Here is a 12173-nt window from a genome sequence, read left to right as displayed (position 1 = left end):
CGGCCCCGGCCGGCCCGTGCCGTGCCCGGCGACGGTCCCGGCCTCAGTCCTCGCCGTAGCGCGGATCCACCGTCTCGGGGTCGAGCCCCAGCAACTCCGCCACCTGCTCCACGACCACCTCGTGGACCAGCGCGGCACGCTCGTCGCGGCCCTTCGTACGGATCTCGACCGGGCGGCGGTAGACGACCACGCGCGCGCGGCTGCCCTCGCGGGCCGGGACCGTGCCGCCCAGCGGCACCACGTCCTCGTTCCAGCCCCCGCCGGTGCCGTCGAGGCGCGGCACCTCCAGCACCAGGAAGTCGATCTCGGCGACCTGAGGCCAGCGTCGCTCCAAGCGGTCCACGGAGTCCTGCACCAGATCCGCGAACGCCTCTGCGCGGCTCGCGGCGAGCGGTACCTGGGGTGGCGCGACGGGGCCGCGCATCCCCCTGCCGTGTCGGTCACGGCGGCGGGGTCCGGGTGCGGCGAAGTGTGGCGGTACGGGGTTGTCCATCACTGACGAAGCGTAGTCCTCGACAGGGCGCCATGCCCGGCCCCACGCGGTGCCCTTCCACGCGGTGCCCGCTCACGGGGCCGGCCCGCCCACGGCCCGGCCCCGTGAGCGGGTGCCGGGACCGTACTTATGTCGCCGGATGACCATTCCAGCCATGCTTGGGCTCGATTCCATATCTCTCCGGGAGGGCCAACCTCATGAAAATTGACGAGATTTGTACCAAGTGGTGACCGGATTCAGGTCTGTCCAGGGCCTCTTCATGCGGTGTCGGCGCAGGTCAATGAGGCCGATCCGGAGGGGTGTGTGGGGCGTCTCACAGCACGACACGGCGGAGTGACCTGGGGGAGAGTCGTCGCGGCCCGCTCAAGAGTGCGGTACCGTCCAACGTCGTGAGCCCTGTACGTCGCTGTTCGCGCACCGCTTGCGGCCGACCCGCCGTCGCGACGCTGACGTACGTCTACGCCGACTCGACCGCGGTCCTCGGCCCGCTCGCCACCTACGCCGAACCCCACTGCTACGACCTGTGCGCCGAGCATTCCGAGCGCCTGACGGCCCCCCGCGGCTGGGAAGTCGTCCGACTGCTGGACGGCTCGGCCCCCGCCCGCCCCAGTGGTGACGACCTGGAGGCGCTCGCGAACGCGGTGCGTGAGGCGGCCCGTCCGCAGCAGCGCGCGGCCGAGAGCGGAGGCAGCGCCCGTACCGCCGACCCGATGGAGGTCGCACGCCGCGGCCACCTGCGGGTACTGCGCTCGCCCGACAACTGAGAACACGCGCCCGGCGGTTGAGTCGCTAGCCCCGACCGGCACCAGGACCACCAGCGGACGCCAGGGCCGCGACGCGTACGGGCAGGCCACCGAGTTCGTCTTCCGTGCCCGCCCAACTGGCCGCCGTCGGATCCTCCTTGACGTATGGGCACCCTGGTCGACATTCCCATGGGCGCCGGCGGCCGACGGCAGGATCGCTCCGAATTCCACTGCGCGTACGGCCGTCGCAGCCAGGACGGGAACCCGTGCGCACTTCCGGTTCCGGTATGAACTCCGTCGGAACCGCCTTTCCGGCACCGGGTAGCGGCGGCAGGGCGCTGGTTCCAGCAGGTAGTTTGGGGGCATCATCGAGAATTCGGGAGGCTTGTCCGTGGCTACTGATCTGTCGCAGATCGTGAAGGCGTACGACGTGCGCGGAGTGGTCCCGGACCAGTGGGACGACTCACTTGCCGAGCTCTTCGGGGCGGCCTTCGCGGAGGTGACCGGAGCGCAGGCGATCGTGATCGGTCACGACATGCGGCCCTCGTCCCCCGGCCTGTCCCGCGCGTTCGCCCGCGGCGCGGTGGCACGCGGCGTCGACGTCACCGAGATCGGCCTGTGTTCGACGGACCAGCTGTACTACGCGTCGGGCGCGTTCGGTCTGCCGGGCGCGATGTTCACCGCCTCGCACAACCCGGCCGAGTACAACGGCATCAAGATGTGCCGCGCGGGCGCCGCCCCGGTAGGCCAGGACACGGGGCTCGCCGATATCCGCGCACGGGTCGAGCGGTGGGTGGACTCCGGCGCGCCCGAGCCGGCCCCCACACCCGGAACGATCACACAGCGCGACACGCTGAAGGACTACGCGGCGCACCTGCGCTCCCTCGTCGACCTGACCTCCATCCGTCCGCCCGCCTCCCACCGCCTCCCCTCCGCGGAAGGCGCTTCGCACCCTTCTCACCTGAAGGTCGTCGTCGACGCAGGAAACGGCATGGGCGGACATACCGTGCCGACCGTCCTCGCCGGGCTGCCGATCGACCTGGTCCCGATGTACTTCGAACTGGACGGCACGTTCCCGAACCACGAGGCGAACCCGCTCGACCCGAAGAACATCGTCGACCTGCAGGAGCGCGTGCGTGAGGAGCGCGCCGACATCGGTATCGCCTTCGACGGCGACGCCGACCGCTGCTTCGTCGTCGACGAGAACGGCGACCCGGTCTCGCCCTCCGCGATCACGGCCCTGGTCGCCGCGCGCGAGCTGGCCAGGCACGGCGGCAAGGGCGTGATCATCCACAACCTGATCACGTCCTGGTCGGTCCCCGAGGTCGTCCGGGAGAACGGCGGCACGCCGGTGCGCACCCGCGTCGGCCACTCCTTCATCAAGGCCGAGATGGCGCGTACGGGCGCGATCTTCGGCGGTGAGCACTCCGCGCACTACTACTTCAAGGACTTCTGGAACGCCGACACAGGCATGCTGGCCGCGCTCCACGTCCTGGCTGCCCTCGGCGGCCAGGACGGCCCGCTGTCGCAACTGGTCGCCGAGTACGACCGCTATGTGGGTTCCGGCGAGATCAACTCCACGGTCGACGACCAGCAGGGCCGACTCGCCGCGGTCAAGGCCGCGTTCGAGGGCCGCGAGGGCATCGATATCGACGAACTGGACGGCCTGACCGTCTCGTCCGCCGACTGGTGGTTCAACGTCCGCCCGTCCAACACGGAACCGCTGCTCCGGCTGAACGCCGAGGCGAGGGACGAGGCCACCATGGCGAAGCTCAGGGACGAGGCCCTGGAGATCATCCGGGGCTGACTCCGCCGCCCGCACGACCCGGCAGGGCGGGGACGGCCGTTCCGGCCGCTTCCCCGCCCGCCGCGGCTCCTCCTCGCCGCCGAGAGGGAGCCGGCCACTCGCCTCAAGTCCCGCGGTGGCCACCACAGCGGTAATCTGACCAGGCCAAGTGCACCAGCCCCGAAGGGACCTGTTATGCCGCTCGAAGCCGGCCTTCTGGAGATCCTCGCCTGCCCGGCGTGCCACTCCCCCCTCAAGGAGGAGGAGAACGAGCTGGTCTGCACCGGCCAGGACTGCGGCCTCGCCTACCCCGTACGGGACGGCATCCCCGTCCTGCTCGTCGATGAGGCTCGCCGCCCCGCGTAGCGGACCCGGCGATCGGAGGCTGCCGCCCATGCTCGACGAATCGCTGCTTGACGACCCCGAGGCCCTCGCGCGCGCCGACCGCCGTGCGCTGCTCCGCGGCGCCGCCGAGGCGGGCGCCCGGGTCCGCACCGCCGTGCGGCACGCCGCAGAGGCGGGGATCACCGACCTGAAGCCCGACGGCCGTCCCCGCGCAGTGCTCATCGCGGGCCCCGGCACGGCCTCCGCGGGCGTTGCCGAACTGCTCGGCACCCTCGCCGGCGCCGCCTGCCCGGTGCTCCGGATCGACCCCACCGGCGTCGCTCCCGCCGCGGGTGCCCTGCGCTGGGAGCTGCCCGGCTGGGCCGGCCCCGTCGACCTCCTGCTGATCGCCACGCCCGACGGCACCGAGCCCGGCCTGTCGATCCTGGTCGACCAGGCCTACCGGCGCGGCTGCACAGTCGTCGCCGTGGCCCCCGACCGCTCTCCGATCACGGATGCGGTGTCCGGTTCGCACGGCCTGGTCGTCCCGATGGCGACCGCCCCGCACGAGCAGGAGGAACCCCTCGCCGCATCGGCGCCGGGCGTTCTGTGGGCCCTGCTCACCCCGCTGCTCGTCCTCCTCGACCGCACCGGGCTGCTCTCCGCGCCGCCCGACGCGCTGGCGAAGGTCGCCGATCGACTCGACCACGTCGCCGAACGCTGCGGCCCGGCCATCGCGACCTACGACAACCCCGCGAAGAACCTTGCCGCCGAACTGGCCGAGGCCCTTCCGGTGATCTGGACGGAAGGCGTCTCCGCCGCGCCGGCCGGTCGCCGCTTCGCCGCCGCGCTCGCGGAGCTGGCCGGCCGCGCAGCGCTCACCGCTCAGCTACCCGAGGCGCTGGTCGCGCACAGCGTCCTGCTCTCCGGCGCACTCGCCGCGGGCGCCGACCCCGACGACTTCTTCCGCGACCGCGTCGAGGAGGCACAGGCCCTCCACGCGCGCGTGATCCTCCTGCGCGACCGCCCGATCAGTGGCCTCAGCGCGGCCCCCGCCGCCCGTGAACTGGCCCTCAGTCACGACACGGCGATCAGTGAACTCGAACCGGAGGAGGGCGACGACCTGGAGACCCTCGCTGAGCTGATCGCCATCACGGATTTCGCCGCCGTTTACGTGGCGCTCGCTTCGAGGGCCTGATCTTGGCGCACGTCTTCTGATCAGCACCCGCCGAGCAGCGTACGTACGGAGAAAAGTCACCCATGGACCGCCTCGACAACGCCATCCGCCCCTACGCGTGGGGTTCGACGACCGCGATCCCGCGGCTCCTCGGCGTGGAGCCGACCGCTGAGCCACAGGCGGAGATGTGGATGGGAGCCCACCCGGGAGCGCCCTCGGGTACCGCGCGCGGCCCGCTCGACGAGGTGATCGACGAGGCACCGGAACGCGAACTCGGGCACCGGACGGTGGCCAGGTTCGGCCCCCGGCTGCCGTTCCTGCTGAAGATCCTCGCCGCCGGAGCCCCGCTCTCCCTGCAGGTGCATCCTGACCTCGAGCAGGCCCGGGAAGGCTACGAGGACGAGCAGTCCCGCGGCATCCCCGTCGACGCGCCCCACCGCAACTACAAGGACGCCAATCACAAGCCCGAGCTGATCTGCGCCCTCACCGAGTTCGACGGCCTGTGCGGTTTCCGCAGTGCTGCCGCAGCCGCCGACCTGCTGGCCGGCCTCGACGTCGACTCCCTCCAGCCGTACGTCGACCTGCTGCGCGCACACCCCGAAGAGGACGCCCTGCGCGAGGTCCTCACCGCCGTGCTGACCGCCGACCCCGAGAAGATGGCCCACACGGTCACCGAGGCCGCGGCCGCCTGCGCCCGCCTGGGCGGCGCCTACGCTCCGTACGCCGACATCGCCCACCACTACCCCGGCGACCCCGGCGTGATCGCCGCCATGCTGCTCAACCACGTCCGGCTGCACCCCGGTGAGGCCATGTTCCTCGGCGCCGGCGTCCCACACGCCTACCTGAACGGCCTCGGCGTCGAGATCATGGCCAACTCCGACAACGTCCTGCGCTGCGGTCTGACCCCCAAGCACGTCGACGTCCCCGAGCTGCTGCGCATCGTCCGCTTCGAGGCGGGCGACCCCGGCGTGCTGCGCCCGACGGCTTCCCCCGCCGGCGAAGAAGAGGTCTACGAGACTCCCGTCGACGAGTTCCGCCTGTCCCGGTACGTCCTGCCGGAAGACACAGCCCCGCACGACGTCACGTGCGCGACTCCGCAGATCCTGCTGTGCACGGCCGGTTCCGTACGAGCGGGAGGACACAAGCTCACCCCCGGTGAGTCGGTCTTCGTACCGGCCGAGGAGAAGGCCGAGGTGTCCGGGGCTGGCACGCTCTTCCGGGCCACGGTCGTCGTCTGATCCCGACCCCGCGCCCAGCCGCTGTGCCAGTCCGCGCACCGACGTCGGACCGGGCTGCAACAATGACTCACCAGCAAAGGGCGGGCAAAGCCCGGGACGGCGTGCGTGACGCACAAGTGCCCAGGGCGGGTCTACGAAGGGACAACGCGAACACATGAGCGCGTCAGGCGGCACCAAGGCGATCGTGGCGGCACTCGGCGCCAACCTTGCGATCGCGGCATCGAAGTTCGTGGCGTTCGCCTTCAGCGGCTCGTCATCGATGCTCGCCGAGGGCGTCCACTCGCTGGCTGACTCCGGCAACCAGTTCCTGCTGCTGATCGGTGGCAAGCGGGCCCAGCGCGAGGCGACCCCACAGCACCCCTTCGGCTACGGGCGCGAGCGCTACATTTACGCGTTCCTCGTCTCGATCGTCCTGTTCTCGGTCGGCGGCATGTTCGCGATCTACGAGGGTTACGAGAAGATCCGGAACCCGCACGCAGTGGAGCACTGGTACTGGCCAGTGGGCGTCCTCGCCTTCGCGGTCATCGCCGAGGGCTTCTCCTTCCGCACGGCCATCAAGGAGTCCAACGAACTGCGCGGCAACCTCTCCTGGGCGCAGTTCATCCGCCGTGCCAAAGCGCCCGAACTGCCGGTCGTCCTCCTGGAGGACTTCGGCGCGCTCATCGGCCTGGTACTCGCGCTCGGCGGCGTGAGCCTCGCGCTGCTCACCGGTAACGGCGTATGGGACGGCATCGGCACCGTCTGCATCGGCGTGCTGCTCGTCCTGATCGCCCTCGTCCTCGCCGCCGAGACCAAGTCCCTGCTCCTCGGCGAGGCTGCGGGCGCCCAGGAGGTCAAGAAGATCGAGACCGCGATCGTCGACGGTGAGACGGTCACCGGCGTCATCCACATGCGCACCCTCCACCTCGGCCCCGAGGAGCTGCTGATCGCCGCCAAGATCGCCGTACGGCACGACGACACCGCCGCCGAGGTCGCGAACGCCATCGACGCCGCCGAGGCCCGTATCCGCACCGCCGTCCCGATAGCCCGCGTGATCTACCTGGAGCCGGACATCTACAGTGCGGCGGAAGCGGCCAAGGGCCCGGATCGTGAGGCGACGCCCGGGGGACCGGCCCCAGCCGCCCACTGACCGTCCCCTGCTCGCGCCCGGACCACGGCCGACACCGGCGAGCCGCCCGTCGCCGTGCGCCCACGCGCCGACTCCCAAGCCGAGCACGGTGGGCCGACGGGGCGGACACCGGCCGAAAATGGCCGGAAGCAACCGGGCGTCTCGGGATGCGGACTGGGGAGCGCGGGGCCGCCCGGTGTAGCTTTGACGGAGCCAGACGTCGCTGCTGATGGCGGTCGGGCGGCCCACGCGGGCCGACCGAGGGAGAGAGGGCCTCCGACGAACTGCGCTGCGCGAAGCGGGCATGCCTGCGTCCCTTTCCGGGCGCCCTGTGTCCACCGTCGCGCGGACCAGTCGTATCCACCTCGCCCCGACCCTCGAGGAGCACCCCGCAATGACGACTGTCGACAGTCGACAGGACTTCAAGGTCGCCGACCTCTCCCTGGCCGAGTTCGGCCGCAAGGAGATCACCCTCGCCGAGCACGAGATGCCCGGTCTGATGGCGATCCGCAAGGAGTACGCCGAGGCACAGCCCCTGGCCGGCGCCCGCGTCACCGGCTCCCTGCACATGACCGTCCAGACCGCCGTGCTCATCGAGACCCTGGTAGCCCTCGGCGCCCGGGTCCGCTGGGCCTCCTGCAACATCTTCTCCACCCAGGACCACGCGGCTGCCGCCATCGCCGTCGGCCCCAACGGCACCCCCGACAACCCCCAGGGCGTTCCGGTCTTCGCCTGGAAGGGCGAGACGCTCGAGGAGTACTGGTGGTGCACCGAGCAGGCGCTGACCTGGCCGGACAGCCCCACCGGCGGCCCGAACATGATCCTGGACGACGGCGGTGACGCCACCCTCCTCGTCCACAACGGCGTCCAGTACGAGAAGGACGGCAAGGTCCCGGCCGTCGAGACCGCCGAGTCCGACGAGCACCGCGTCATCCTCCAGCTGCTCCACCGCACCCTGGGCGAGAACCCCCAGAAGTGGACCCAGCTGGCGTCCGAGATCCGCGGCGTGACCGAGGAGACCACGACCGGCGTGCACCGCCTGTACGAGATGCAGCGCGACGGCGTCCTGCTGTTCCCCGCGATCAACGTCAACGACGCGGTCACCAAGTCGAAGTTCGACAACAAGTACGGCTGCCGCCACTCGCTGGTCGACGGCATCAACCGCGCCACCGACGTCCTGATCGGTGGCAAGACCGCGGTGGTATGCGGTTACGGCGACGTCGGCAAGGGCTGTGCGGAGTCGCTGCGCGGCCAGGGTGCCCGGGTGATCGTGACGGAGATCGACCCGATCTGCGCGCTGCAGGCGGCGATGGACGGCTACCAGGTCACGACCCTCGACGAGGTCGTCGGTCAGGCCGACATCTTCGTCACCACGACCGGCAACAAGGACATCATCATGGCCAGTGACATGGCAAAGATGAAGCACCAGGCGATCGTGGGCAACATCGGTCACTTCGACAACGAGATCGACATGGCCGGCCTCGCCAAGATCCCCGGCATCGTCAAGGACGAGGTCAAGCCGCAGGTCCACACATGGACCTTCCCCGACGGCAAGAAGATCATCGTGCTGTCCGAAGGACGTCTGCTGAACCTGGGCAACGCCACCGGTCACCCGTCGTTCGTGATGTCCAACTCCTTCGCGGACCAGACGCTGGCCCAGATCGAGCTGTTCACCAAGCCCGACGCGTACCCGGTCGGCGTGTACACGCTGCCCAAGCACCTCGACGAGAAGGTCGCCCGCCTCCACCTGGACGCGCTCGGCGTGAAGCTCACCACCCTCCGCCCCGAGCAGGCCGCGTACATCGGCGTCGATGTCGAAGGCCCGTACAAGTCGGACCACTACCGCTACTGATCATCCGTGGCGCCGGGGCGCGCGTACGCCGCAGGCTGTCGGCGCACGCCGCCCTCGCGCCATCGCATGGTGAGCACGTCCGTTTTCCGGATGCGCCCTTCAGCAGCAGGTCCCGAGGCAGGCCCCCGCACCCCCGTGCCGGGGGCCTGCCTCATATGCCGGGCCAGGCCGACCGGCCGGACCCACCCGTCACGATCCAGGACCCCCATGCCCCGCGGCCGCTATTCGCTTCACGATCCGCACGACCACACCCTCCTCGCCGAAGAACACTTCCAGTGCGCGCCGGGCCCTTCCGGCTGGCGCTACGTCTCTCAACTGACCACCCCCACCGGGGACCACGCCGGCTCCGTCGACCTCGCCCTTGACGAACTCGGCCGTCCCATCCGCCTCGAACTCCACGCTGCCGGCTGGCAGGTGCGGGGCGCCGCCCTCGACGGCGTCACCTGGGTGCGTACCGACCCCACCGGCGCGCACGCCACCGAAGGCAATGTCCGCGCCCACGCCTTCACCGGCACGTCCCCGGCGTTCCTCGTCGCCACCGCCCGTCTACTGCGCCTCACCCCCACTTCGTCCGCGACGCGCGTACGCCTCGTCTCGTTCACGGATCCGGTCCTCGCTCCCCGCACCGTTGACCAGTCCTGGGCCCTGATCGCAAGAGAAGCACACGCCACTGACAGCGCCCCCCTGATCGTGGAGGAATACCAGGTCACAGCCTTGGACACCGGGGAGCGGGACACCGTCCACATCGCCGGCGACGTGGTGCTCGCCGCGCCCGGCGTCGAGCTGGAGCACCTCGAGTCACCGCCGTCGGCGTTCACGTGACCACAGCCCGGCCGACTGCTCGGAAAGAGCGTCAGGCCGGTGGCACGAATCCGGTGCCCGACGGTCCCGAGGGCCCGTCCTGCGGTGCCCTGGGCGTCGACGCCCAGGGCTGTGCGTTCGTCTGCGACCGAACCGGCGATCCGGACGGGCTCGGGACGTCCGACCCGGGAACCGACCACGAACCGGCCTCCGGTGCGACCGGGTCCTGTTCCGGCGTCGGTGTGGGCCCATACGTGACGAGACCGGTCTGCGGGCGCACACCCGCGGCCCCGCCCTGCCCCCGGCTGCCGAACGCCCGTCGCGCCTCCCGCGCCTGTCGTTCCTGCACCACGGCCGCCAGATACGCGGCCGGTGGAACCCCATGCGGCGCCGGCGCCCCCGTATGCGCTGCCAGGTCGGAGGCCAGACGCTCCGCCATCGTCCAGCCCACCTGCGGATCCAGCTGCCGCATCCGCGTCAGGTACTGCCGGATCGCCAGCCACAACCCATCCGGAACCGCCGAGAGGTCCAGTTCCGAGAACCGCCCGGACAGCCAGGGCGGCGGCGGGGGCACGAAGCCCGTACGGCCCCCCGGCACCCGTTCCCGTACGACCAGTGTTCCGGCGAACACGTCACCGAGCCGTCGGCCCCGCGCCGACACCAGCGAGGCGATGCACGCGACGACCCCGAACGTCATCAGGATCTCGACCAGACCGATTGCGCCCCGGACGAGCGCGTGCCTGAAGCGGATGGGCCCCCCGTCGTCCCGCACCACACGCAGCCCGCAGGCCAGCTTGCCCAGCGAACGACCGTGGCTGAGTGTCTCCACCGCGATCGGCCCGCCCACGAGCACGAGGACAAAGGCCGCGATCGACATCGCTGTCTGAGCGGCGTCGTCCAGTCCGGACGTGGACGCCACCACGGCGATCATCACGATGACGTAGGCGGCCATGGTCACCACCAGGTCGAGCAACACGGCCAGTGCCCGGCTCGGCAGCTTCGCGGGGCGCAGCTCCAGCGCCACCGCCTCACCCGTCACTAGCTCACTCACACCCGCTGTCCTTCCCCTGGCCCACCCCGAGAGCCGCCAGTCTGCCAAGCTGAGGGCGCATGCGCCGCAGCAGTAGACAAGCTGGCACACAGGACGAGCAGGACGAGAGGACGAGGAGCTGCCCATCCCATGGACCTCGACGTGTTCGTGTCCACCCACCGCGCCGAGTGGGGCCGCCTCGAAGCCCTGCTCCACCGCCGGCGCCGCCTCACCGGAGCCGAGGCGGACGAACTGGTCGCCCTCTACCAACGCACCGCCACACATCTGTCCGTGATCCAGTCCAGCGCGCCGGACCCCCAGCTCATGGGCCGCCTCAGTCAACTGGTGGCACGCGCGCGCAGTGCCGTGACAGGCACCCGTCACGCCTCGTGGCGCGATGTCACACAGTTCCTCGCCTACGGATTCCCCGCCGCGGTCTATCGTTCGAGCCGCTGGTGGATACCCACCGCGCTGATCTCCACACTGGTGGCAGCGCTCCTGGGGTGGTGGATCGGTACCCATCCGGAGGTGCAGTCCTCGATCGCGGCGCCCGGCGAACTACGCGATCTGACCCGCCCCGGGGGTGAGTACGAGACGTACTACTCCAGCCACCCAGCCGCCGCCTTCGCCGCCCAGGTGTGGACGAACAACGCACAGGCCGCGGCGATGTGCCTGGTCCTCGGCGTCTTCCTGGGCCTGCCGGTCCTCCTGGTCCTCTTCACCAACATGCTCAATCTGGGGGTGGGGATCGGCCTGATGTCCTCGGCAGGTCGTCTCGACACTTTCCTTGGCCTGGTACTCCCACACGGTCTGCTCGAACTGACGGCGGTCTTCGTGGCCGCCGGAACGGGGCTACGACTCGGCTGGACCCTGATCGACCCGGGCCCCCGCTCGCGCCGCACCGCCCTGGCCGAGGAGGGCCGGGCCGCCCTGGGGATAGCGATCGGCCTCGTCCTGGTCCTGTTCGTCTCGGGCGCCATCGAGGGCTTCGTGACCCCGTCCGGTCTGCCGACCTGGGCCCGGATAAGCATCGGCATCGTCGCTGAGCTGGCGTTCCTCACATACGTCTATGTCCTGGGCGGGCGTGCGACGAGGGCCGGCGACACCGGCGACGTGGACGAGGCGGAACGCAGCGCCACGCTTCCGACGGCGGCCTGACGCGCGAGCGGCGCTGTCGGATGTGCGTTTCCCCGCGTTGACCTGCTAGTCTCCTCTTCGCCCCACAGGAGCCGTTGACACAGCTCGGGTGGGGAGGTAGATTCGAACAGTTGCCTAGGGGTGGACCAGTCCCCCCGGTAACAGTGAGCATCTAGTCGCTTCCGGAACATCGTTCCGAGAGGCCCCTCCGATGATTCAGAAATGGACGCCGGTCAATCGGCCCCTAGAACTCTGATAAAGTCGGATCCGCCGGAAAGGGAAACGCGAGAGCGGGAACCTGGAAAGCGCCGAGGAAATCGGGTCGAGAAAAGATCTGATAGAGTCGGAAACACCGAAGGGAAGCGCCCGGAGGAAAGCGCGAGAGTGAATCTCTCGGGTGAGTACAAAGGAAGCGTCCGTTCCTTGAGAACTCAACAGCGTGCCAAAAATCAACGCCAGATATGTTGATACCCCGTCTCCGGCC

General features: G+C 70.2%; 11 protein-coding genes. 9 read left to right on the top strand and 2 right to left on the bottom strand.

Features of this window, described 5'->3' with window-relative positions:
• Positions 1-43: 43 nt before the first annotated feature.
• Entirely contained in the window at positions 44-493 is a 450-nt protein-coding gene (locus ACWDEX_RS01720) for a metallopeptidase family protein (protein ID WP_450461358.1), read from the bottom strand.
• Positions 494-882: 389 nt separating this feature from the next.
• Between ACWDEX_RS01720 and ACWDEX_RS01715 the strand changes: the two genes are divergently transcribed.
• The 8 genes from ACWDEX_RS01715 to ACWDEX_RS01680 all read left to right on the top strand — a co-directional run bounded on the left by ACWDEX_RS01715 (position 883) and on the right by ACWDEX_RS01680 (position 9543).
• Positions 883-1257, top strand: a complete 375-nt coding sequence (locus tag ACWDEX_RS01715; protein ID WP_450461126.1) for a DUF3499 domain-containing protein — start codon at positions 883-885, stop codon at positions 1255-1257.
• 370 nt (positions 1258-1627) lie between these two features.
• Positions 1628-3043 (top strand): phosphomannomutase/phosphoglucomutase, encoded by a 1416-nt coding sequence (locus ACWDEX_RS01710; protein ID WP_450461125.1) that lies wholly within the window; start codon positions 1628-1630, stop codon positions 3041-3043.
• Positions 3044-3217: 174 nt separating this feature from the next.
• A complete protein-coding gene (locus ACWDEX_RS01705; protein ID WP_450461124.1) occupies positions 3218-3388 on the top strand; it encodes a Trm112 family protein in 171 nt (56 codons plus the stop codon).
• 28 nt (positions 3389-3416) lie between these two features.
• On the top strand, positions 3417-4544 hold the full coding sequence (locus ACWDEX_RS01700; RefSeq protein ID WP_450461123.1) for an SIS domain-containing protein: 1128 nt from the start codon (positions 3417-3419) through the stop codon (positions 4542-4544).
• A 62-nt stretch (positions 4545-4606) separates the two neighbouring features.
• Complete coding sequence (manA, locus tag ACWDEX_RS01695) at positions 4607-5761, top strand: mannose-6-phosphate isomerase, class I (protein WP_450461122.1); 1155 nt, start codon at positions 4607-4609, stop codon at positions 5759-5761.
• A gap of 154 nt (positions 5762-5915) precedes the next feature.
• Positions 5916-6890 carry a cation diffusion facilitator family transporter gene (locus ACWDEX_RS01690; protein ID WP_450461121.1) on the top strand — a complete coding sequence of 325 codons (975 nt, stop codon included), beginning with the start codon at positions 5916-5918 and terminating at the stop codon, positions 6888-6890.
• A 373-nt stretch (positions 6891-7263) separates the two neighbouring features.
• Positions 7264-8721, top strand: coding sequence for an adenosylhomocysteinase (gene ahcY / locus ACWDEX_RS01685; RefSeq protein WP_450461120.1), 1458 nt, complete (start codon positions 7264-7266; stop codon positions 8719-8721).
• Between the two features lie 207 nt (positions 8722-8928).
• The gene (locus tag ACWDEX_RS01680; protein ID WP_450461119.1) at positions 8929-9543 is read left to right on the top strand and encodes a hypothetical protein; all 615 of its coding nucleotides are present in this window, start codon (positions 8929-8931) and stop codon (positions 9541-9543) included.
• A 31-nt stretch (positions 9544-9574) separates the two neighbouring features.
• Here the strand turns inward: ACWDEX_RS01680 and ACWDEX_RS01675 are convergent, their stop codons facing one another.
• Positions 9575-10573, bottom strand: a complete 999-nt coding sequence (locus ACWDEX_RS01675) for an RDD family protein (RefSeq protein WP_450461118.1) — start codon at positions 10571-10573, stop codon at positions 9575-9577.
• A gap of 129 nt (positions 10574-10702) precedes the next feature.
• Between ACWDEX_RS01675 and ACWDEX_RS01670 the strand changes: the two genes are divergently transcribed.
• Positions 10703-11710, top strand: coding sequence for a stage II sporulation protein M (locus ACWDEX_RS01670; protein WP_450461117.1), 1008 nt, complete (start codon positions 10703-10705; stop codon positions 11708-11710).
• Positions 11711-12173 lie beyond the last annotated feature (463 nt).

Source organism: Streptomyces sp. NPDC001020, assembly GCF_053599115.1.
The sequence above is the reverse complement of the archived record's forward strand: the minus strand, read 5'-3'. Positions and strand labels throughout refer to the sequence as shown.